At 61.7% G+C, this 22364-nt stretch carries 16 protein-coding genes; 13 read left to right on the top strand and 3 right to left on the bottom strand.

Annotated elements, in window-relative coordinates:
* Entirely contained in the window at positions 1 to 813 is an 813-nt protein-coding gene (locus CK222_RS25090; RefSeq protein WP_095802273.1) for an NAD(P)-dependent oxidoreductase, read from the top strand.
* A 78-nt stretch (positions 814 to 891) separates the two neighbouring features.
* On the opposite strand, the gene CK222_RS25085 is transcribed toward CK222_RS25090, so the two are convergent.
* A complete protein-coding gene (locus tag CK222_RS25085; protein ID WP_095802338.1) occupies positions 892 to 2268 on the bottom strand; it encodes an aspartate aminotransferase family protein in 1377 nt (458 codons plus the stop codon).
* A 263-nt stretch (positions 2269 to 2531) separates the two neighbouring features.
* Between CK222_RS25085 and CK222_RS25080 the strand changes: the two genes are divergently transcribed.
* From CK222_RS25080 to CK222_RS25070, 3 genes are all read left to right on the top strand, one after another.
* Entirely contained in the window at positions 2532 to 3650 is a 1119-nt protein-coding gene (locus CK222_RS25080) for an NAD(P)/FAD-dependent oxidoreductase (RefSeq protein WP_095802272.1), read from the top strand.
* A gap of 173 nt (positions 3651 to 3823) precedes the next feature.
* Positions 3824 to 4612, top strand: a complete 789-nt coding sequence (locus tag CK222_RS25075; RefSeq protein ID WP_095802271.1) for an enoyl-CoA hydratase-related protein — start codon at positions 3824 to 3826, stop codon at positions 4610 to 4612.
* A gap of 1 nt (position 4613) precedes the next feature.
* Positions 4614 to 6149, top strand: a complete 1536-nt coding sequence (locus CK222_RS25070; protein WP_278053314.1) for a 3-hydroxyacyl-CoA dehydrogenase — start codon at positions 4614 to 4616, stop codon at positions 6147 to 6149.
* A gap of 92 nt (positions 6150 to 6241) precedes the next feature.
* Here CK222_RS25070 and CK222_RS25065 read toward each other — a convergent pair whose 3' ends face one another.
* Together CK222_RS25065 and CK222_RS25060 are read right to left on the bottom strand one after the other, a co-directional pair.
* Positions 6242 to 6946 (bottom strand): Crp/Fnr family transcriptional regulator, encoded by a 705-nt coding sequence (locus tag CK222_RS25065; RefSeq protein ID WP_082954067.1) that lies wholly within the window; start codon positions 6944 to 6946, stop codon positions 6242 to 6244.
* Between the two features lie 450 nt (positions 6947 to 7396).
* Positions 7397 to 7993 carry a hypothetical protein gene (locus tag CK222_RS25060; RefSeq protein WP_141247125.1) on the bottom strand — a complete coding sequence of 199 codons (597 nt, stop codon included), beginning with the start codon at positions 7991 to 7993 and terminating at the stop codon, positions 7397 to 7399.
* A 372-nt stretch (positions 7994 to 8365) separates the two neighbouring features.
* On the opposite strand from CK222_RS25060, the gene CK222_RS25055 reads away from it, so the two are divergent.
* The 9 genes from CK222_RS25055 to CK222_RS25015 all read left to right on the top strand — a co-directional run bounded on the left by CK222_RS25055 (position 8366) and on the right by CK222_RS25015 (position 22117).
* On the top strand, positions 8366 to 10456 hold the full coding sequence (locus tag CK222_RS25055) for a polysaccharide biosynthesis tyrosine autokinase (protein WP_095802268.1): 2091 nt from the start codon (positions 8366 to 8368) through the stop codon (positions 10454 to 10456).
* 21 nt (positions 10457 to 10477) lie between these two features.
* A complete protein-coding gene (locus tag CK222_RS25050; RefSeq protein WP_095802267.1) occupies positions 10478 to 11041 on the top strand; it encodes a transcription termination/antitermination NusG family protein in 564 nt (187 codons plus the stop codon).
* 272 nt (positions 11042 to 11313) lie between these two features.
* A complete protein-coding gene (locus CK222_RS25045) occupies positions 11314 to 13062 on the top strand; it encodes a hypothetical protein (RefSeq protein WP_245433254.1) in 1749 nt (582 codons plus the stop codon).
* 184 nt (positions 13063 to 13246) lie between these two features.
* On the top strand, positions 13247 to 14467 hold the full coding sequence (locus tag CK222_RS25040) for a glycosyltransferase (protein ID WP_095802266.1): 1221 nt from the start codon (positions 13247 to 13249) through the stop codon (positions 14465 to 14467).
* 136 nt (positions 14468 to 14603) lie between these two features.
* Positions 14604 to 15968, top strand: a complete 1365-nt coding sequence (locus CK222_RS25035; RefSeq protein ID WP_245433251.1) for a polysaccharide biosynthesis/export family protein — start codon at positions 14604 to 14606, stop codon at positions 15966 to 15968.
* A 27-nt stretch (positions 15969 to 15995) separates the two neighbouring features.
* Complete coding sequence (locus tag CK222_RS25030) at positions 15996 to 18179, top strand: type I secretion system permease/ATPase (RefSeq protein ID WP_245433248.1); 2184 nt, start codon at positions 15996 to 15998, stop codon at positions 18177 to 18179.
* Between the two features lie 27 nt (positions 18180 to 18206).
* Positions 18207 to 19526: an HlyD family type I secretion periplasmic adaptor subunit gene (locus tag CK222_RS25025; protein ID WP_095802265.1), complete on the top strand. Its 1320-nt coding sequence runs from the start codon at positions 18207 to 18209 to the stop codon at positions 19524 to 19526.
* 59 nt (positions 19527 to 19585) lie between these two features.
* Positions 19586 to 20539: a sulfotransferase gene (locus tag CK222_RS25020; RefSeq protein ID WP_082954065.1), complete on the top strand. Its 954-nt coding sequence runs from the start codon at positions 19586 to 19588 to the stop codon at positions 20537 to 20539.
* Between the two features lie 72 nt (positions 20540 to 20611).
* Complete coding sequence (locus CK222_RS25015; protein WP_245307672.1) at positions 20612 to 22117, top strand: lipopolysaccharide biosynthesis protein; 1506 nt, start codon at positions 20612 to 20614, stop codon at positions 22115 to 22117.
* The last annotated feature ends 247 nt before the right edge of the window (positions 22118 to 22364 follow it).

The raw sequence follows: 22364 nt of genomic DNA, 5'->3' as shown, positions 1-22364 counted from the left end.
ATGCCGCACTACGAACGTATATTGATCACCGGCGCCGCTGGCCGGCTCGGCTCGCAATTGCGCAAGGGACTGGTGCCGCTGGCAAGCAAGATCCGCCTGGCGGGCCGCGGGCCGTTCAGCGATCTTGCGCCTCATGAAGAAGAAGCCGTCTTCGATCTTGCCGACATGGAGGCGACCATCGCGGCCACCAAGGACTGCGATGCGATCGTGCATTTCGGCGGCGCGCCGCTCGAATGCGAGTGGCAGACCATCCTCGATTCCAGCATTCGCGGCTCCTACCACATCTATGAAGGCGCCCGGAAACACGGCGTGAAGCGCGTCGTCTACGCCTCCTCGGTACATGCCATCGGCTATCACGAAATCGAGGCGCATATCGGCGTCGACGCGCCGGTGCGCCCGGACAGTCTTTATGGCGTGTCGAAAAATTTCGTCGAAAGCCTCAGCCGGCTTTATTGGGACAAGTTCGGCATCGAGACGGTGTGCCTGCGCATCTTCTCGTCGTTCCCCGAGCCGGCCGACCGGCGCATGCTGTGGTCGTATCTTTCCTTCGCCGACTGCGTGCGCCTGGTCGAGGCATCGCTGACAGCGCCGCGCGTCGGCCACACCATCTCGTTCGGCCTATCCAACAACAAGCTGAAGATGGTCGACAACAGCGGCGCCGATCATCTCGGATTTATCCCGCAGGACAGCGCCGAGCCGTTCCGGGCCGCCGTCGAGGCGAAGACGCCAATTCCCGACCCAAGGAGGCCGTCGGTGAAATATCTCGGTGGCTGGTTCTGCGAACTCGGTCATCCGGACGACAAGCCCGAATAACCATGCCTCGCAAGCAGGTCAGTTCGGAAATGCCGATCTGACCGAGCCGACACGGGCGCTGCCATAGTGATCGATGGGTCAGTCCCGTGGCCGCACCTGCGGCAGCGCGGCCTCGAGCGACCGTTCGAACGCGTCGACCAAAGCGTCGACCTGAGCCTCGGTAATGATCAGCGGCGGACAGAAAGCGATCGCATCGCCCATGTTGCGCGAGATCACGCCGTTGTGCTGCATGAACCCATTGACCAGCGCACCGAGAGCCGCAGGCTTGCCCCATGGCGCCTTGCTCGCCTTGTCGGCGACCAGCTCGACGGCGGCGATCAGGCCGACGCCACGCACCTCGCCCACCAGTGGATGGGAACCGAGCTTGCGCAGCCTGGCCTGCAAATGCGCGCCGACCGTGCGCGCATTGCCGACAAGGTCGCGCTCCTCGATCAGCTTGAGGTTTTCCAGCGCGACGGCCGCGGCGACAGGATGACCGCCGCCGGTGAAGCCGTGGCCGAAGGTGCCGATGCGATCGCTCTCGTCGGCGATCGGTTCGAAAACCTTGTCGTTGATCAGCAGCGCCGAGATCGGCAGGTAGGACGACGAGATCTGCTTGGACAACACCATGATGTCGGGCTTGATGCCGAAGGTCTGCGAACCGAACATCTCGCCGGTGCGGCCGAAGCCGCAGATGACCTCGTCGGCCACTAAAAGAATGTCGTATTTCGACAGCACCGCCTGGATTTTTCCCCAATAGCCGGCGGGCGGAACGACCACGCCGCCGGCGCCCATGATCGGCTCGCCGATAAAGGCGGCGATGGTTTCCGGCCCCTCTGCGAGGATCAGCTTTTCCAGGTCGTCGGCCAGACGGCTGGAAAACTGCTCCTCGCTTTCGCCGGGCTCGGCATCGCGCCAGTGGTGCGGCGTCGAGGTGTGCAGGATATTGGCGATCGGCAGGTCGAAGGACAGATGATTGTTCGGCAGCCCGGTCAGGCTTGCGGACGCGATGGTGACGCCATGATAGCCGCGCTTGCGGCTGATGATCTTCTTGCGCGTCGGCTGGCCGAGCGCGTTCGACCGGTACCAGATCATCTTGATCGCCGTGTCGTTGGCCTCGGAGCCCGAATTGGTGAAGTAGGCCTTGCTCATCGGCACCGGTGCCATCTGCACCAGCTTCTCGGCCAGATCGATCAGCGGCGAATGCGCCTTCGAGCCGAAATCGTGGTAGAAGGGCAGCTTCGACATCTGCCGCGTGGCCGCCTCGACCAGTCGCTTTTCCGAGAAGCCGACGGCAACGCTCCACAGGCCGGCCATCGCCTCGATATAGCGGTTGCCGGCAATGTCCTCGACATAGACGCCGTCGCCCTTTTCGATGACCAGCGGTCCCGTTTCCTGATGCTTGCGGGCATTGGTGTAGGCGTGCATGTGATAACGGATGTCGCGGGCTTCAGGGGAATTCGGTCTGGCGTCCATGATGGCTCCTGTCTGCGAGTGTAGGACCATCTCGCTGGTCGAGAAGTCCGAAATTTGCCCTCGTGTCTGAGCTGTGATGCATCATCGCGGGTTCAAGCCGCAAGAGCCGCCCTGTCACGATCGATAGCGCCATGGGAACCTGGCGCATGGTCGGTCTCGGAAGCGGCGGCGGGCACATCATTGCCCGACAGCAATGGACAACAGCCAAATGATCCTTGAGAAAGGGCTGTGAGGCGCCGCTCGCGCAACCGAATGGACTGGGCATGGAACGGGTTGACTGCGTGATTGCCGGTGCCGGCGTGGTCGGCCTCGCAATCGCGCGCGGCCTTGCCGCGCAAGGTTTCGACACGCTGATCCTCGAAGCGGCGGATGCCATCGGCACCGAGACGAGCTCGCGCAATTCGGAAGTCATCCATGCCGGCATCTATTATCCGCAAGGCTCGCTCAAGGCGCGGCTCTGCGTGGCCGGACGCGAGATGCTCTATCGCTACTGCGCCGAGCGCTCGATTCCGCACCGGCGCTGCGGCAAGCTGATCGTCGCGACCGATGATGCGCAGGAGCCGGTGCTTGCCAATATCCGAGCCAATGCCGCGGCCTGCGGTGTCGGTGACTTGCGTTTCCTCTCTGCCGCCGAGGCTCACAAGCTTGAGCCGGCGCTGCATTGCACCGCTGGCCTGCTTTCGCCCTCCACCGGCATCATCGACAGCCACGCGCTGATGCTCGCCCTGCTCGGCGAAGCCGAGGGCGGCGGTGCGATGCTGTCGCTCAACACCCGCATCGTGTCGGGCCGGATCGAAGCCGACCGCATCGTTCTCCAGACAACCAGCACGGGAAGCGGCGAAGATTTCGAGATCGCCACATCGCGGCTCGTGAACGCGGCGGGGCTCGGCGCTGTCGCGCTTGCCGGCTCGATCACAGGATTCGCTCGCCGGTTCCTGCCCGGGCTTCGCTACGCCAAAGGCAACTATTTTTCAGTGGCGACGCGAGCGCCCTTTTCGCACCTCATCTATCCCGTGCCGGAGCCCGGCGGGCTTGGCGTCCATCTGACGCTCGACCTCGGTGGCACGGCGCGCTTTGGGCCTGACGTCGAATGGACCGATGCGCTCGATTACCGCGTCGACCCCGCACGCGGCACCCGCTTCTATGCTGAAATCCGTAAATACTGGCCGGAACTGGCCGACGGCAGCCTGCAGCCGGCCTATAGCGGTATCAGGCCAAAGCTTTCCGGTCCGGGCGAAGCCAACAGCGATTTCGTCATCCAGGATACCGGGACGCATGGCATCGCGGGCCTGGTCAATCTATTTGGCATCGAAAGCCCTGGGCTGACCTCGAGCCTGGCCATCGCCGAGCATGTGACGCGCATCTTGCTGGAGCATCGCTAATGGATAGAACTCATCGGAGCTCGAGCGAAAGCATGACGCTGAGAAGCCGCCTCAGGCCTGCGGACCGCCCTGATCGCACCGGTCGCAGCAAACAATATCCTTGCGGGCCTCGCGGGCGCTGACCATAGTTCGGGTATGAAATTAAGTTTCCCTGTTAGATTCCGCAGCACGAAATGAGTTCCGCGAAAGAATCCCTTGTTGTCGTCGAGAGCCGCCCTGTCGAGAATGTGGGGCTGGTCGAAATCAATCGTCCCGAAGTGCGCAACGCGCTCAACCTCGAAGTGCGGCAGAAGCTGGCCGCCGCCGTGGCAAGCTTTTCCGAGGACACGGAAATCCGTTCGATCGTCATTGCTGGGCGCGGCGGCAACTTCGCTGCAGGAGCCGACATAAAAGCGTTTGAAAAGCTCGGCTCGGCCGACATGCTTCTGCAGCGCACCCACCGCTACTGGGACGCGATCGCCAGGTGCCCGAAGCCGGTCATTGCCGCGGTCGAAGGCTTCGCGCTGGGCGGCGGGTGCGAGCTTGCCATGCACGCCGACATCATCGTCGCCGCACGGACAGCCACTTTTGGTCAGCCTGAAGTCAAGCTCGGCTTGATGCCGGGCGCCGGCGGCACCCAGCGCCTGCTCAGGGCAATCGGCAAATACAAGACGCTGATGCTCCTTCTCACCGGCGACATGTTTTCGGCCGAGGATGCCGAGCGTGCCGGCTTGGTCAGCATCCTGACGGATGAGGGCCAGGCCTTGCAGCATGCGCTGCAAATCGCTGAGAGGATCGGCCGTCTTCCGCCGCTGGCCGTCGAGCAGATCAAGGAGGCGGTCGTCAACGGCGAAGACGCTCCGTTGGAAACCGCCTTGAGGCTGGAACGCAAAGCCTTCCAGCTGCTTTTCGATACCGCGGACAAACAGGAGGGCATTGCCGCCTTCCTGGAGAAGCGCGGACCCTCGTTCAAGGGGCGCTGACTTGGCAGGCGCGGGAGGGGAGCCCACCAGTCGGATCGGGAAAGCCGGTGTCGTAGGCGCCGGGGTGATGGGTTCCGGCATAGCGGAGGTCCTGGCGGCGGCAGGCATCGATGTGATGATGGTCGATGATGCCCCCGGAAAGGCGGCGGCGGCCATCGAGCAAATCGCGTCGCGTCAGCGCGCCAGGGCAGCCGCCGGCAAAGTCAGCTCGGAGGTAGTCGAGAAGCTGCTCGCCCATATCGAACCTGCCGAAACACTTGGGCGACTGGCAGGCGCCGATCTGGTGGTGGAAGCTATTGTCGAACGTCTCGAGCCCAAACGTCAGCTCATCGAGGCGCTGGAGACAATCGTCAGGCCGGACGCCATCATCGCGACCAACACCTCTTCGCTGTCCGTCACGGCGATCGCTTCCGCGGCCAAGCGACCTGAGCGGATTGCCGGCTACCATTTCTTCAATCCCGTGCCCGTGATGAAACTGGTCGAGGTCGTCTCAGGAGCTCACACGGCGCCTGAGGTGGAGCACACGCTGGTCGAGCTTGCGGCCCGCTTCGGCCACCGGCCCGTCGTCGCCAGCGACACGCCCGGCTTTATCGTCAATCACGCCGGCCGCGCCTTCGGCACCGAGGCCCTGGCCATGCTGCGGGAGGGCGTGGCCTCGATCGCCGAGATCGATGCGATCCTGCGCGACGCCGCCGGCTTCAGGATGGGCCCATTCGAATTGATGGACCTCACCGGGCTCGATGTCTCCCACCCAGTGATGGAGGGTGTCTACAACCAGTTCTATCAGGATCCGCGTTACCGCCCTTCCGTCATCGCGGCGCAGCGTGTGGCTGCGGGCCTGCTCGGGCGCAAGACCGGACGCGGCTTCTATGCCTACGACGGCAGCCGGCAAGCCGTTCCGCCCGCATCGACACAGCCGGCGGAGACCGCCGGGATTCCGGATCGCGTCACCGTTCTGGCCGACAATGACACCGGCGAAATGCAAAAACTGGTCGCGTCGGCCGGCGCCACTGTTTGCGGTCTCCAGGATCAGGCGCTAGGGCGGGACGGCCTCATCCTCGTAGGGTTGGAGGGGCACGATGTCGCCGGCGCCGCGATGCGTCTTGGCCTCTCATCTTCACTATGCGTCGGGTTCGATCCCTATTTCGGCCTGGACCGTCACGTCACGCTCGTCGCGTCGGCGGCGACATCCGATACGGCCAGGAGCGCCGCCCTCGCGCTTGCCAAAAGCGCCGGCCGCAAGGCGACCCTGGTGAGCGATAGTTGCGGCGCGGTCTGCCAGCGCGTGGTCGCGATGATCGTCAATATCGGCAGCGAGATCGTCGAGCAAAAGATTGCATCGGCGGCGGATGTGGACGCAGCCGTACGGCTGGGGCTCGGCTATCCCCACGGACCTCTGGAGTGGGGCAACAAGCTCGGCCCTGCCCGCATTCTGCGCATCCTGGATACGATCCATGACCGCACCCGGGATCCTCGCTACCGCGCAAGTCTTTGGCTGCGACGGCGCGCCGAATTGGGGCTTGCGCTGGAAGAATAGGCTGCCGGAAGGAGACGATTTGGCCCTAACGGTTTGGGCAGTTCAGCACTTCCGCGCTCTGAACTGCCCGTGCCAGGCCTGAGCGCCTTGCATCAGCTTGAAATGTAGGACCGATCAAATCCGGCTGTTTTGATCAGTCCCGGAAGATCGTGCAACTCGACGACCCCGTAACGGAATGAGGCCAGGGCGGTCTGTCGCAACGTTTTCAACACGCGACTCACATGCACAGCCGAAAGTCCCAATGCATCGGCCAGTTCGCCCTGGGTCAGCGGGCATTCAAAGCGGGCCGGATAGCTCGTTGCCGATCGATGTGAGCGGCAGGCCAGTTCGAGAAGGAAATGGGCCGTACGCTCAACGGCACCCCTTCTGCTGACGCTTGCCAGGTGTTCCGCAACCCTTGAATATCGATCCGCCTCAGCCCGCAGGATTGCTTCGCAGATGGACTGCGGATAACGCGCAGAACATGTACGGACGGGGCCGGCCAGCTCGATCGCGATAACGTCCGAGAGGGCCGTCACCGTATCGCCCGCTTTTCCGGCGAACTCGATCACCGCAATTTCGCGAGGAAGCGCAAAATCGACGATGAGACGTGAGCCATTTGGCAATGTCTTCGCAAATGCCGCCCAGCCGGCGATCATAATCAGAATAGAGGATTTGGTGTGGTATTCGCCTGCAATAGTCGCGTTGGCCGCATAGGTGCGGCGCACGGCTCCTGGCAGTACAGAGATTCCCCTTTCCCAGCTTGCGTCAGCAAGCGTGGGTCCTTTCACCAATCCAACTTGCTTCGATAAATTCATTTCCCCGAATCGCCCAAGCCCATGATCCACTCCCCCGGGTCAACCTGAAGCTGCAACTATCGACTAGGCAAAAAGTTCCATCTGTGCAAGGCAGTCTACCACCTTTTGGTACAACCCTACACCCTTGGTATATTAAAGTCGCTCAGGCAGCACAGCTTTGGCTTGCAGCACACGATGGCTTCGGAACAACAGCTCGTGCCGCACCGATGCCAAGCAGCATGCCGCGGCGTGCCCGCATGCCGTCGAAATGCAGGCCCCACCGCACCGATCCCGCATACTGCGCCCGACAGTATCGTCTGGACCATCGCAAAGCCCCGGCGGGAGGCCGAGAGTCTCGTCATTACGCGCGACGCTGCGGATGCAGCGAAAAGTTGAACCGCGCTGTCGGTCCGGACAGGCTGCCCGAGAACCTGCCGCCGGAACACCGATCCTTGTCTTCGAACCTTGTTGTCAGGGGCCCCCACCCGTCGATGAGGCAAAATTGCGCCCTGCCGATTGCGTTGACGCCGGAGCCGCGGATTCGGGTCGCGGACCGGGCGCTTGCAGCTCTTGCCAAGGCGGCCCTGGGATATATCGCGTCTCGCTTCCTGGATTGTCCGTCGCGCCGACCGCGACGGTTTGCACCATTGCTCCGGCTTCCGGCTTCCGGCGCGAACGCCTGACGCTGTAGGTCTGTCGCCGCTCCTCGGCGACTTCCAGGCCGTCTATTGCCGACGCGACCAATGCGAGGCGGTCCTCGATTTGCTTCATACGCCTCCATGTGGAAAGCAAGGCCAATGAAACGAGGACGCAATAGGCGAGAAGGGCGGCGACCGCTCCCGCCCAATTCTCGATACCCAACAAAAGCAACATGACAGTGCCGATAATGACGGCAAGGGTCCCGTAGCCCAGCTGCCGGCCCTTAAGAAGAAGCATCAGCGGCAGGGTTGCCGCCAGCAGAAGAATGACCCCGGGACCGTCGAGCACCCAACCTGCAAAACTCGGAACGACTTCGCTATAAGTGTCCATGTCAACCTCAGAACTGCCGAGGCCGGCCGCTTCTCTCATCGTCAGGAGCATCCTTGACGATCGTAGCGTTGTAGTGGACCTCCCTGAAGGGCGAGAGGAAGGTGTCTCGGCGACTTCTTAAAGCTCGGAGAGGCATACGGGGTAGACCAGATCGACCTTTAGCCGAGTTACTACTCAATAATGGTAATGGCGGCGATGTCCGCGAAGCTGATATGTTTCTGCCTTACCGGTGACGCGATCGGTGAGTGGGCGCAGAAGAGCGATTTGGACATGTCGGCGGGACACCAACCCTTACGATTCATGCGTTTGAGAGCGCATAACGGCTAGCTGCCCGACCCATTTTGAAATGAACGCCATTCAGCCGACGCTGAAGGGCTGGGAGTTGTGCTGTCGATCGTGAGGATTCGGGAAATGGCCAGTCCAACTGATAATCCGAGGATGATTCGGGAATTCCTGCCCCTCGACGTCAGGGAAGTCTTCGATTTCTTTCTTCGTCGGTGGAAGCTGGTGTGCGGAATTGCCGTCATCACTTTCACACTGTTTATGGCTGCCGCATATACTCTTCCGACAACATACACCGGCGTCTCTCAGATATTGCTCGACGCTCCGATCGACTATATGACTCCACAGGATTACTCCAATTCCGATTTTTCTGACAATCCAACATTCATTGAAAGTCAGATCGCTGTCTTGAGGTCTGCGTCACTTCTTCAGCAGGTCGTCGACAGCCAAAAGCTGGCGGAAGACCCCAAGATAGGACCGGGAGCATTGATATGGCTCCAGAACGCGCTGGGAGTTTCGCGCGTCGGGCTTGGCAACGTCATTGAGCTTGATGTAGGCGCCTACGATCCGGAAAAAGCGGCATCGCTCGCGAACGCGATTGCCCAGGCCTATGTGGCAGATCGAATAAGGTCCCGTTACGAAGGGGTCCAGAAGGCCTCCTCGTGGCTCAGCGATCGGGCCGCCTATCTGCGAGCGGAGCTCAGCCGCTCGGAGCAAGCTGTCCAGAAGTTTCGGATCGATCACAATCTAGTAGCGACGCAGGCGGGCAGCTTGACTGACCAGCAACTGTCCGAGTTGAACGTCGCCCTAATCAATGCTCGCGCCGAGTTGTCCGAGAAACGTTCGCAATATCAGCAAGTTAGCAAGGTACAGGCTGCCGGAGGCGACATCCAGTCGATTCCGGACGTGCTGCAGTCGGTGGTGATTAACGCGCTCAGGGCTCAGCTCTCCGGAGTGACCCGGCGGGAAGCCGACCTCAAATTGAAGTATGGCGAGCGGCATCCCGAGGTCTTGTCCGCTCAGGCCGAGCGCCGCGACATCGAGGGACAGATCGCCGCCGAAGTCCAGCGCCTGATCGGCAATCTGAAGAACGAGGTCGACGCGGCCGAAGCTCGGGAGGCTTCTCTGGCTCGCGCCCTGGACTCGGTATCCAACCGCTCCGAAATCGAAGGTCAGGTTGGCGTCCAGTTACGCGATCTGGAGAGGATCGCGGCCGCGAACAAGGAACTCTTCGAGACGTTCCTGTCACGCGCCAAGCTCACCGAAGAGAAATCCACCCTCCTCAACAGCGGCGTGCGTGTAATCACCGATGCCAGCGTTCCTGGCGCGCCAAGCTTCCCAAACAGGCCTCTTTTTGCGGCTTTGGGTGTGGTTTTCGGCATCTTCTTCGGGGGCGCCGGCGCCGTTCTGCGTGAACTCTTCGCTTCTGGCTTCATGGCAAAGAAGCAGATCGAGGAAGAATTGGCCGTTCCGGTTCTTGCGTCGATGCCAAGGATGTCAGGCTGGTCGAAAGACGTCCATGCTCAGCCTGTGGCCTATCTCGAGCGCAAACCGCTCTCCAGGTACAGCGAAGCGGTGCGGCGGCTTCGCCTCGGTATCCAGGCCACGCCGGAACTGGACCGTTCGCCGCGCCTGGTGCTCGTGACATCGGCGATGCCCGGCGAAGGCAAGACAACGCTGGCATTGAGCCTGGCTTGCTCGGCGGCTGCCGACGGCGAACGGGTTCTGGTCATCGACGCGGACTTGCGTCTTTCGGCCGCCACGGCCTTCTTCGGCATGGCTGACAAGGTCGGATTGGTCGATCTCCTGACCTTGCCGGTGAAGGCTGCAAACGCGATCCATCTGGACGAACGCTCGGGCATATCCATGCTGCCCGCAGGAGCAAGAACCCGCAACCCGCCTGCCCTTCTTGCTTCGGCGCGAATGCGCTCGCTGCTTGAGGAAGTTCGGGGCAAATTCGACACGGTGATCATTGACGCACCACCCGTCGGACCCGCGGCCGATGCCTCGATCCTGGCCAGGCATGTCGACAAGGTCGTCTTCGTCGTGAGGTGGCGGGAAACCTCGCGCGAGGCCGTTGCCGAAGGAATTCGACATCTTGGCGATCGGTCCAAGCTTGCCGGCATTGCCCTGACGATGGTGGACGAACCAAAGCTGCCCAGATACGGCCGTTACACGTCGCTCGAAAGCAGTGTCTCGGACAGTTACTACCTCAATTAGGGAAAGACACAGTATTGCGTCATGCTGCACACTAACTTCTGCAACAACGGTTTTCCTGACTCGGCGGACAAAAGTCACGGCGGCGAAGCTGCGCGCTGGTGCGTGGTCCAGACGCACCAGCATTCCGAGAGCCTTGCCGAGCGGCACCTGCTATCGCAGAACTTCCGGACCTATCTGCCCAAGCGCAGGCGAACCGTCCGGCACGCCCGCAGGGTCAGGACCGTCTCCAGCGCGTATTTCGACTGCTATCTGTTCGTCTCCCTGGCTGTCCATCAGCAGAGCTGGTACCCGATCAACTCGACCGTGGGCGTCCGAAAGCTCGTCATGAGCAAGGGCATGCCGGTACCGGCGCCTTATGGGGTGGTTGAATCCTTGATATCGGCAACCGATGAGGACGGGATTTTGCACCCGGACATCCTGTTGAGGCCGGGCCAGAAAATCAGGATCATAGACGGGCCATTTTCGGACCAGCTCGGGGTACTTGATCATGTCGGAAGCGCCGGAGCGGTCAGAATCCTTCTCGACATCATGAACCGGTCTACTCCTATCACTATTGATCGGGACAAGTTGTCGATAGTGTCTTGAAACTACTCGGTGAGTTTTTACTCACCGCTTTCGTTACACAGATGCCGAAATACTCGGCAGGGAGTGATGAGTTGGCACCCAATTCACCCTCGGTGCGGTAGCCTGCGAAGGTGATGTCAGAACCTGCGGGCCGGCACTGAGACGATTGGTCGTTCGACATCCCAGGAACACCAGCCCACCGAGGGGCTTGGACTTACCGCACGCCAGTTCCACGACGTTTCCGGCGACGACGAGCGAGTGATGCTCGCCCGCGACCAATCACGAGAAATCTCTTGCAAACACCACGCAAGTCCAAATCGGCAGCCTTCCCTCCGGCCGCGGCCGGAGACCTTCGGGATCGTCTGCAGCCGCAGCAGTATCGACGCTGGGCTACGGAGGCCAAGGCGGAGATCGTGGCGGAAACGTTGGCGCCGGGAGCGAATGTTTCAGCGTCGGCGAAGACTCTTGGCGCGGGCGCATTGGGCAGCCACTCAGGTGCAGCGCCGTATCAAACTGACGGAGAAGCTCCTTTCAGGCCGATTGAAACGGCGCCGGCACTGCCGATTGCCAGCGAACTGTTTCGAGCACTCAATGAAGCTGGCGTGAGGTACGGAATTATTCAGGATCTCGCGTCCGTGCACGACGGATTTGCCGGCCGGGATGATCTGGATGTCCTTTTGGACAAGCATGACTACCCGCTCTTCTGCTCCATCGTCTGTCAATTGCACGGCCGGCGCGGCGTGAGCCTCTCCTGCTACGATAATGTCTGTGCCGGCAGAGAAGACTGGTTCCTGCCTGACTTCACGCATGGCCGCTATCTCCATCTCGATATGCATATCGGTGCCCGCGTCGGCCGGGAATTTCGCAAGCGCTATCCGGCTTTCGATTATGCGGCGATCACGCGATGGGAGGCGATTTGCGTCGACGGAGTATCGGTTCCGGTGGTCTCTCCCGAAGACGAGCTTCGAATAGCGATTGCCCGCTTCGCCTTCCGCGCCTCGGCGCTTCCATGGAGGCAATGGATCACCCTCGACGAGGGTTGGAAGCAGCACTTTGCGCGCCTGCCGTCCACGTCGGACGAGCACGGCTTGCAGGTCGTCGACTGCACGTTTGACGGCGCAAGAACGGTGCGCTGCAGGTTCCTGCAAAGCGCCGACGCCTTGGCCGCCCACCGCGGAGATCTGGCCAGGCTGCGGCGTTCGATCCGGGAAATGTGTGGTTACACGGGACGCCCCCCTATCGCCGATGCGGCGGTGCATCTGGTGCGCAAGACCTGCTATCTCGCCCTGAGATCCCTCCACCGCTTGCTGCCGGGGCGCTTTCCACCGAAGAGACGGCCCGCAGCTGGTGGATTCGTGGTGGCCTTGATAGGTCCCGATGGCATGGGCAAGAGCACTCAGGCTACCTGGCTGAGGCAGATATTCGGGTGGAAATTCGGATGTGCCCAAGTCTATGTCGGAACTGGCGATGGCAATGGATGGCGGCTTCGCAAGGCACTGCAGGCCGTCGTCTCTCCCCATAGACGGCGCCTCAAGTCCCTGGCCCAGAACGATGGCAACGATTCCTCCGGCCGGGCTTGGTCGAAGGGAGGATTTGTCGCTGCCGCGTTGGCGTTTTGGGCGGTTTTGATCGCGTTTGAGCGATACGCTGTAGTGAAACGCGCACATCGATGGTCGACGCGCGGCATGATCGTCATTTGCGACCGGTGGCCGCAGGCGCTCGGCAGGGGATATCTGGACGGGCCGACCATCCCCGCTCGCCTGTTCTCCGTCCCAGGCCTGTCAGCCCTCGCCCGGCTTGAGCAGCGACTCTACGAGAAGATGGCGGAACGCCGCCCACACCTCGTTTTGCACCTCGTTTCAGACTTTGCGGTCTCCGAACAGCGAAAGCCCGGGGACATCAGGAAAGAAGCGTTCGACGCGCGGCTATCGCTGATGGCGGAACTGCGGGCGAAGGACAAGGATATCCGGACCGTTGACGCCAGCGCCGGCATAGAGGCCGTCGGCCAAGAGTTGTTCAGGCATATCTGGCTGTCTCTCTGAGAGGCAAATCGGGCGGTCCAACCGCCCCGCATCATCCCCGACGTGCAGCTTTTACGCGATCGCGCCGAACGACGGGCGAGCCCGGCCCGTGCCCCGAAACCCGCGGAAGGCGCCCGGCGATACTCCCGCTCGATCCCCTCGATCTCCCGCCGCTTCGGATTTCATGTCCCTGAGGTACAAGCAAATGAAGATCGTCCATGTGATCACCAGACTGCTTCGAGCCGGCTCCGAGGAGAACACGTTGGCTTGCTGTCTCGCTCAGGCGCGGCACGGCCATGAAGTGCTGTTGGTTCACGGCGCGGAATACGACCCGAGGTTACGGGCATCCCTTGCCGGAGCCCTTCGACTGGTGACGCTGGAAAAACTCATCAATCCGATCGCGCCATCCCGCGACGTTTCCGCCTTAAGGCAGCTCACCCGCCTTATGCGTGATTGGCGGCCCGACATCGTGCACACCCATCAAAGCAAAGCCGGCATTGTCGGCCGCCTCGCCGCCAAGGAAGCCAATATCCCCGGCATCATACACGGTGTCCACATCTTGCCTTTCGTGCATGTCGGCCGCGGGCAGAGGCTGGTGTTCCTGGCCGCCGAACGCCTGGCCGCGAGGTTCACGCGCGCTTTCATCGATGTCAGTCAGGCTATGCGCGACATCTGCATCGCCAATCATCTGGGCAGCCCCGATCAGCACCATGTCGTCCATTCCGGCTTCGATCTGGCACGCTTCGCGAACGCGCGGTGGCCGCAAGATCCGCATCTGCTCCTGGGGACGGCTGCCGGGGAGCCAAAGCCGCCGGTGGTCCTGATGTTGGCCGCGCTGGAACCGAGAAAACGCCACGTCGAGTTCATTGAGGCATTCGGCAAAGTCGTTGACCGAGTTCCAAACGTGCGACTGCTCCTCGCCGGTGACGGACCGGCGCGTTCGGACGTTGAATCGGCGATTGAACGATCCCGGTTCGCAAACAACATTCGCATGATCGGCTACCATAGCGAGCCCGAACGACTGATCAGCTTGGCGGACGTGTGCGTGCTGACCTCGATGCGAGAGGGATTGCCTCGCGTCATGATGCAGTATCTGGCCGGCGGTCGAGCCAGCGTGGTCTCGCATTTGCCCGGCGTGGAAGAGGTTGTCCGCCATGGCGTGAACGGAATTGTGACCCCGGCCGAGGATGTGGGCGCCGCGGCGGCGGCTGTCGCCGGTCTTCTCGAGAACCAGCAGCACCGCACTCAACTGGCCGACGGCGCGAAACGCACCGACCTGTCGTCCTGGGGGCTGGACGCCATGTGCGAAAGCGTCGAGCAGATTTATCAATCCGTGCTGGAGCCCGCCCCTTCGGCCGCGAGGCCAAACGAGGCGAGAGTTCGCGACCGCCTCGCCGGGCAAACTTTCGGGCTGCACGGATTTTGATCGGCCTTTGCTGCTCCGATGGAGTTCGCAATGCAGGCTTACTTCTCGAACCATAGGAAGAACCTCCTTTCACGCGCCCGCCGGCGAATGTCGGCGGGTCTCGATGGCAGCAGGCTAGACAACCGGAGTACCGACGATGCGTATGCGTGTTGACCAGCAATTTCCTTCCAAGCCTCTGCGCATGAAGGACTGGTGCCGACGGCTAATTTCCAACTTCGAACCCGCGGTCGGCAGCATGCTCGCAATGATCGGCGGGCTTGCCGTTGCCATTGTACTGCTCACCGCAAGTGCATCGCGCGCAGATGGATACACCTTCGACACCGGTGACATCCTGCGTGTGTCCGTGATCGGCGAACAATCCTATCCGCTGGAGGTCGTGGTCGATGATCGGGGCTCGATCTCGCTGCCAATGTTGGGTGATATCAAAGCGCGCGGCCTGACCACCGTTGCCCTTTCGCAGGCCATCCAGCAAGCATTTCAGCAGCAGAAGCTGATCCTCCAGCCGTTCGTGAAAGTGGAGATCGGACAATACCGGCCATTTTTTATCTCCGGAACGGTGGCCCACCCTGGATCCTATCCGTTTCAACCCGGAATAACGGTTCGCCATGCACTCGCCATAGCAGGCGGGTTTCGCGCCAGCGCTGTGGGCAACACGGAGCCCGCCCTGCAAATAGCTGATCTGCGAAGCGCGCGCTCAAACCTGGCGCTTGAAGAATATCGCCTGAAGGTCCGTCTTGCCCGGCTCCAGGCGGAAAGTCGACTGGAAAAGTCCTTCGTCGCTCCTCCCGATTCGCCCGTCGAGTTTGGCGGGCAATTGATTGACGGCATCATCGCGTCCGAACAGCAGCAGCTGGACGCCCGCCTTGCCGCGTATCGGGATGACGTTTCCTACCTGGAGGCCTCGCTGGATCGGGCGAAGAAGGAAGCGGCCATGCTAGCCGCGGCCAGGCAAGAACGTGAAAAGACCGCGAACATCCAACTGCAAGAACTGCAGTCTGCCCGGTCTCTGCGGGAAAAGGGTTTGATAACGAACTCGAATGTGTTGACGGCGGAACGAGCACATACCAGCTATCGGGCTGAACTGGCGCAGACGGAATTGCAGCAGGAACAGGCGCAGCAGGCGATGCTGAACGCTGAAAGCGAGCTGCGAAAGAAGCACCAAAGTCACGAAATGGAATTGATCGGCCAGACCCAGGACGCGCAAGTTGAGCTCGGAAAAATCCAAAGTCAAATCAGATACGTGGCCGACAAGCTTCTCTTTATCTTCACTTACGGCGAACAGAGAACCTTCGACGACCTGCAGGGCTCGGTGAGGATTTCCATCTTCAGGCGCGACCAGAAGATCGCCCACGACATCGTCGCCGATCAAAACACGGAAGTGAGAGCCGGCGACGTCATCGAGGTTTCCGTCGTGGCCAACAAGGGGTTCTACGCTCCGGACTCTGGTATCTCTCCCAAAGTGCAAAATCCGGCCGTCCAGCGCAGCATGGTCGGCCAATAGAGCAGCAGAAATCTTCGGAATTTTGACGTGATCTTTGGCACAGCATTGACGGCCTTTGGAGCGCGTCCCCGCCGGGCGAATTTCCATGCCAAGACGAAGCAGCGGCCGCCAAAGCGCCCCCGCACAACTGCGCGCCGCAAGAAGTCGAGCAAGGCCCCGCGCCGCCGCCTCATCGTCCGACTTCCCGCTGCAATCCTGCTCCTCCTCGCCGCCGCGCTTGCGGGTGCGGAGTTTCTGCCACGCTTTGTTGATCTCGCCAGGGTTTCGCAGACGCGACCCTGGACGGACCTCGTGGCTGGCTGGCGCTATTTGTACGACCTGCAGGCCCTGCTGGCCGGTCCGGGCGCCCTCCAGGTTTTCGTGGCGGTCGCGGCCCTTGGTCTCCTCATGGCAGCCGTCCGCAGCGCAAGGCGGAGACGAAGAAGCGACTTGCCCGGCGCATTCGCGAACGCCGGCGCCCCGTCCCCGACCAAGGAACCGGCGCCCGGCTCCGAACTGGCCAGTGCGTTGCGTTCCTGCAAGGCAGCCTTCGCGGGCGTTGCAGTTTTCAGCGGCGTGAGCAACATCCTCATGCTGACCGGCGCAATGTTCATGTTGGAGGTCTACGACAGGGTGCTGCCGAGCCGCAGCGTCCCCACTCTGATCGCCATGGCAATACTGGCCGGCGTTCTGTTTGCCGGGCAGGCGGTCATCGACCTCGTGCGCGGCCGCATCATGAACCGGATCGGTGCTGAGTTGGACGAAGCGGTTGGGGGACGCGTATTCACCGCCGTTTCGAAATTGCCCCTGTACATCGGCCAGCAGGGAGATGGATTGCAGCCGCAACGCGATCTCGACAACATCCGTACTTTTCTGTCGAGTGCCGGGCCTGGCACCCTGTTCGATCTTCCCTGGCTGCCCTTCTATCTGGCGATCATCTGGAGCCTTCATCCGACCCTCGGGACAACCGCCGCTTGCGGCGCGTTGGTGCTGGTGACGCTGACGGTCGCCACGGAGATCCTCACACGCAGACCGATGGGCGCCGCGGTTCTAAGCAGCGTGAGGCGCAACAGCTTGGCCGAGGCCAGCCGGCGCAACGCGGAGGTGCTTCAGGCGATGGGCATGGGCAGGCGCCTGCACGACCACTGGCGCGAAGCGAGCCGCGAACATCTTGCGCTGCAACAGCGTGTCAGCGACATCGTTGGCGGTTTCGGCAGTTTCGCTCGCGCGTTGCGACTGATGCTTCAGTCGGCGATGCTGGGTGTGGGCGCCTGGCTCGTGATCGAAGGCGAGGCGACCTCCGGGATCATCATCGCCGGCTCCATCCTTGTAGGCCGTGCGCTGGCGCCCGTCGATCTTGCCATCGCCCATTGGCGCAACTTCGTCGGGGCGCGACAGAGCTGGAGCAGGCTGAGCAAATTGCTCGCCCGGTTGCCGCAGGACGCTCAACCGATGGCGCTTCCGGTGCCCGGGTCGAAGTTGACTGTGGAGCGCATCGCGATCGGTGCGCCGGGCGCGCAACGCATCATCGTGCAAGGTGTGGAATTCAGCCTGGATGCCGGCTCGGTGCTAGGCATCATAGGACCAAGCGGTTCCGGCAAATCGAGTCTGGTTCGCGGGCTGGTCGGCGCATGGCGACCGCTGGCGGGCCGTATCAAGCTGGACGGCGCCGCTCTCGACCAGTGGTCGTCGGAGCGGCTGGGCCGCTACATAGGCTACCTTCCGCAAGACGTCGAACTGTTCGCGGGAACGGTTGCCGACAATATCGCGCGCTTCGATCCTGGGCCGGACCCGCAGGCCATTGTCGCAGCCGCCCGCGCCGCGGGCGTCCACGAGCTCATCATCGGTCTCCCCAATGGCTACGAGACGCAGATCGGAGAGGGCGGAACCGCGCTTTCAGCCGGCCAGCGTCAGCGCATTGCGCTGGCGCGCGCGCTGTATGGCGATCCGTTCCTGGTGGTCCTCGACGAACCCAACTCCAATCTCGATGCCGAAGGTGAAATGGCGCTTGCCGCTGCCATCCTCGCAATCAAGGCCCGCGGCGGCATCTTAGCGATTGTGGCGCATCGGCCGAACATTCTCAGCACAGTGGATTTCCTGCTCGTGATGAAAGAAGGCCAGACGCAGATGTTCGGCACCAGGGAAAGCGTTCTGTCGACACTCTTGCCCGCGCCACAGACCGTGACCGCAGGCCTGCAGCCGGTTTTCAAGCTCACCCCGACACCGCGTTGATGGCTGACCCGGAATGGAAATGGGGAAATGACAGCTGCCCTTTCGAACGTGTCGCTTTTGAACCGACGGTCGATCCGTCGCAATCTCCTGGGTGGCACGACCATCGTCGCATTGCTCGTCGGCGGAATGGGAGTCTGGGCCGGGACGGTGGATATTTCGGGAGCGGTGATTTCGCACGGCACGGTGGTCGTCGACAGCAGCGAAAAGAAGGTTCAACACCCGACCGGCGGTGTGGTCGGCAAGATTTTTGTGCGCGACGGCGACCGCGTCAGGGCCGGAGACGTTCTGGTCCAGCTCAGCGACACCGTTCCGCGTGCCAGCCTGGCCTACGTGACGAAGAACCTGGATGAGCTCTATGCGCGAAAATCCCGGCTCGAGGCCGAGCGTGACGGCAGCGAGCGCATCACGCTTGCTCCGATGCTTGTCGCGAGAATTAACGACCCTGAGATAGCTGCCACGGTGGCGAGCGAACAGCGGCTGTTCGAGCTTCGTCGAACCGAGGTGTCTGGCAACAAGGCGCGCCTGCGCGAACGCATCGAGCAGTTCGGGAAGCAGATCGAAGGCTATTCGGCGCAGGAATCGGCAAAGACGAAGGAGATCAAGCTGATCAACGACGAGCTCGTCGACATACGCAGTCTTGTCGAAATGAAACTCACCCTCAAATCGAAGCTGACCGAATATGAACGTGAGGCAACGCGCATCGAGGGTGAGCGGGCGCAACTTGTGTCGAGCATTGCGCAGGCAAAGGGAGCGATCGCCGAAATCGAGCTGCAGATCCTGCAGCTGGACAAGGAGTTTTCCAGCGAGACCGGGAGCGATCTGCGCGATGTCGAGGCCAAGATCGCCGAGTTCGAGGAGCGCAAGGTCGCCGCCGAGGACCAGCTGTCGCGCATTGATATTCGCGCCCCCGCCAGCGGCACGGTCCATCAATCCGCAGTCCATACCGTTGGCGGCGTGATTGGCGCGGGGGATCCGATCATGCTGATCGTGCCCGACACCGATGCTCTCGCGGTCGAGGTAAAGGCCGCACCTCAGGACATCGATCAGCTCTCGATCGGTCAGCGCGCGCTTCTTCGCTTCACGGCTTTCAACGTCCACACCACGCCCGAAACGGAAGGTATGGTCTCCATGATCGCGGCAGACGTGACGCGCGATCAGCATACCAACGAAATCTACTACACGGTGCGCATCACCCCCGACCCCCACGAGCTGAAGAAGCTTGGAGCGCTCTCGCTGGCGCCCGGCATGCCGGTGGAAGCGTTCATACGGACTGGCGACCGCAAGGTGCTCTCATACCTGATGAAGCCTTTGACGGACCAGATGATGCGTGCGTTCAGAGACCAGTAGCAGCGCGTTGTCGTGCGCATCCGTGCATCCTGGTTGACCTTTAGCGATAGGGGCTTGTCATGACGACAGCAGAGTTGAAACCTCCGATTTTTCTGATTGGCAACTACCGGTCGGGCACCACCATCACGCAGAAATTGATCGGGCTGCACCCGGATGTCGTCACCTGGTACGAGCCAAAAACATTGTGGCTCTATGCCGATCCGGCGCGCCGGCATGACGAATTTGTCAAAGCCGATGCCAGCGAGAAGGTCGTGCGCTACATTCGCAACCGGTTCCTCGACTATCAGCTGCGGAACGGCAACCGGCAAATCATGGAAAATACGCCCGCCAACGTCTTGCGCGTGCCATTTATCCACCAGATATTCCCAGAAGCTATATTTCTATATATTACAAGGAATCCGTTTTCCTATATAAGCTCCATGGAACTTAAGTGGCAGCGCGCAAAAAGTTTCAAAGGTCTTCTGCGACTATTGAAAGAAACGCCGGCCACACAAGTCCATTACTACGTGGGAGACGTCGTAAAGCAGATAGTCGCCAAGAGGATATTACACAGAAAATACACGTCGATCTACGGACCGCGCTACAAGGGAATAGATCGGGATTTGCAGGAGCATCAAAAATTGACAGTGATCGCGCGCCAGTGGGCGCGCGGCAATCGAATGGCCCGAGAGGATCTCGCCAGGCTGGGCGAAGGCCGCGTGCTGTCGTTTCGCTATGAGGATCTGATACAGGATCCCGAGTTGGTCTTGCGCCGTATCTATGAACATTGCGGGCTGCATTGCTCTGACGACATCCTTCGCGTGGCGAAGGAGATGATCGATCCCGGCCGCCAGCAGAAGTGGCTGCGCCTGGATGCGAACGAACTGGCGGCGATCATCCCCGAGGTGCGGGATGAGATGGGATTCTACCGCTACGAGATCCCCCCGTCCCTTCTCGTCGGGCATGGCTCGCGGCCCACGCGGGCGCCGTTGGCGTTTCAGCATGGCCATCCGAATATCCCCTCCCCCCGCTGAGCGGTTCCGGGGAGATGCATGGCCGCTCTTCTTTGGTCGGTCGAGTAAGCAAGGCGGCATGTGGAGATTGGCGTGAGCGACATCCGGCGCGGGCTGGCAAAACGCAGTGTCGTAGGCATGTTCTGGACGGGCCTGTCCATGGGCGCCTTGGCGGTTGCCGAGCTTGTCGCCCTCGTCCTCCTGGCCCGGTTGCTCTCGCCCAACGAGTTCGGTCTCTACTCCGCGGCACTGATCGTCATCAAGTTTTCGGCCATCTTCCAGGGCCTCGGCATCACGCCTGCGATCGTGCAGCGACCTGTACTGGAGGAGCGGCATCTCCGGGTCGGATATACCCTGTCGCTCTTCCTTGGGCTTACCGTAACCGCTCTGGTATGGGCGTTGGCACCCGCTATTGCCGGTCTTCTTCGCCTGCCCGAGCTCACTCCGATCGTGCGTGCGGTCTGCTTCATCTTTCTTTTCCAAGGAGCCTCCATGGTGGCGCTGGCCTCGGCCCAGCGTGCCTTGCGGTTCCGTTGGCTCGCGCTTGTCGACGCGGTCGCTTTCGCCATCGGCTACGTGGTCGTCGGTCCAGTGCTGGCTTGGCTCGGCTTCGGTATCTGGGCACTTGTCGCAGCGATCCTGGTCCAGCAGTTGTTCCGCACGATCGTGCTGCTCGTCGGCCAGCGGCACCCGATGCGGCCGTTGCTCGAGCGGAGCGCGATTTTCGAACTGCTCTATTTTGGCGGCGGCTTCACCATTGCGCGGGTCTGCAACTACCTTGCCACTCAGGTGGACAGGCTTGTCGTGGGCCGCTATCTCGGCGCCGATGCGCTCGGTGTCTACGGTTTGTCGTCCCAACTCATGACCACTCCGGCGGTGATCGTCGGCCAGGTTCTCGATCGCGTGCTGTTCCCCACCATGGCGCTGGTCCAGGAAGAGCCCGTCAGGCTTGCGCGCGCTTATCGCAGCGCGGTCGCCGGTTGCAGCCTGCTTGTCCTGCCGGCCAGCGTGGTGGTGGCGATCGTCGCACCCGAATTGGTTCGGGTCATTCTCGGACGGGGCTGGGAGGGCGTGGTCGGCCCCCTCCAGATCCTGGCGTTCAGCATGCTGTTCCGCACGAGCTACAAGCTTAGCGATTCCGTCTCGCGGGCAACCGGAACGGTTTACGCCCGGGCCTGGCGCCAGGCTGTTTTCACCGTCGGTGTCTGCATCGGAGCCTTCATAGGGCAATTCTGGGGCGTGGAAGGGGTGGCGTTCGGTGTCGGCCTGGCATTCGGGGCCAATTTCTTTCTCATGGCGCAGCTGAGTCTCCGCGTGACCGGGATGACGTGGGCAAATTTCTTCCTTGCGCACCTGCCTGGCGTTGCGCTCGCCGGCGTTGTCGGAACCGGTATCTGGGCGTTCGTGGACTGGCTTCGCGCCCTCCATCTATCGCCTCTTCCGCTGCTCATCGATACGGCATTGCTGGCCTCTGTGGGGGGCTTGCTGTTGTGCTGGCTCCTGCCGTCGCTGTTCCTTGGGCGGGAAGGCCTGTCACTGTTGCGCCTGCTCGCGGCAGTCGTGCCCGCATGGCCAAGACTGAGGCAGGCAACAGACTGATCAGCGGCGGAACTCGAGGTCAGTTCCCAGGATCACGTTCTTCACGCGCAACGACGCCATCGCCTTGCTCGATCATGGGCTCAGCCTGACGCCCGATCGGGCACCGGGAGATTCCGTCGTTGCGGAGGAAATTTACGAGAGGAGACCGACTATGGCTGAACTATTCGAAGCGCGGCTGGCGGCCGCGGGCGATGATGTCGAGGAGAAAGGTTCCGGCTCGATTTCGACCAATGTCGACGATCTGGAA

The organism is Mesorhizobium sp. WSM3866 (assembly GCF_002294795.1).
Lineage (GTDB): Bacteria > Pseudomonadota > Alphaproteobacteria > Rhizobiales > Rhizobiaceae > Mesorhizobium.
Note: the sequence above shows the minus strand (reverse complement) of the source record. Positions and strands in the feature narration are given on the sequence as shown.

Bases quoted from the DNA above. Each gene is read 5' to 3' on its own strand.
- CK222_RS25055 (WP_095802268.1), top strand. From the start codon at position 8,366: ATGGCCAGTCCAACTGATAATCCGAGGATGATTCGGGAATTCCTGCCC.
- CK222_RS25075 (WP_095802271.1), top strand. From the start codon at position 3,824: ATGAGTTCCGCGAAAGAATCCCTTGTTGTCGTCGAGAGCCGCCCTGTC.
- CK222_RS25085 (WP_095802338.1), bottom strand. From the start codon at position 2,268: ATGGACGCCAGACCGAATTCCCCTGAAGCCCGCGACATCCGTTATCAC.
- CK222_RS25020 (WP_082954065.1), top strand. From the start codon at position 19,586: ATGACGACAGCAGAGTTGAAACCTCCGATTTTTCTGATTGGCAACTAC.
- CK222_RS25025 (WP_095802265.1), top strand. From the start codon at position 18,207: ATGACAGCTGCCCTTTCGAACGTGTCGCTTTTGAACCGACGGTCGATC.
- CK222_RS25090 (WP_095802273.1), top strand. From the start codon at position 1: ATGCCGCACTACGAACGTATATTGATCACCGGCGCCGCTGGCCGGCTC.
- CK222_RS25050 (WP_095802267.1), top strand. From the start codon at position 10,478: ATGCTGCACACTAACTTCTGCAACAACGGTTTTCCTGACTCGGCGGAC.
- CK222_RS25040 (WP_095802266.1), top strand. From the start codon at position 13,247: ATGAAGATCGTCCATGTGATCACCAGACTGCTTCGAGCCGGCTCCGAG.
- CK222_RS25080 (WP_095802272.1), top strand. From the start codon at position 2,532: ATGGAACGGGTTGACTGCGTGATTGCCGGTGCCGGCGTGGTCGGCCTC.
- CK222_RS25060 (WP_141247125.1), bottom strand. From the start codon at position 7,993: ATGAGAGAAGCGGCCGGCCTCGGCAGTTCTGAGGTTGACATGGACACT.
- CK222_RS25035 (WP_245433251.1), top strand. From the start codon at position 14,604: ATGCGTATGCGTGTTGACCAGCAATTTCCTTCCAAGCCTCTGCGCATG.
- CK222_RS25065 (WP_082954067.1), bottom strand. From the start codon at position 6,946: ATGAATTTATCGAAGCAAGTTGGATTGGTGAAAGGACCCACGCTTGCT.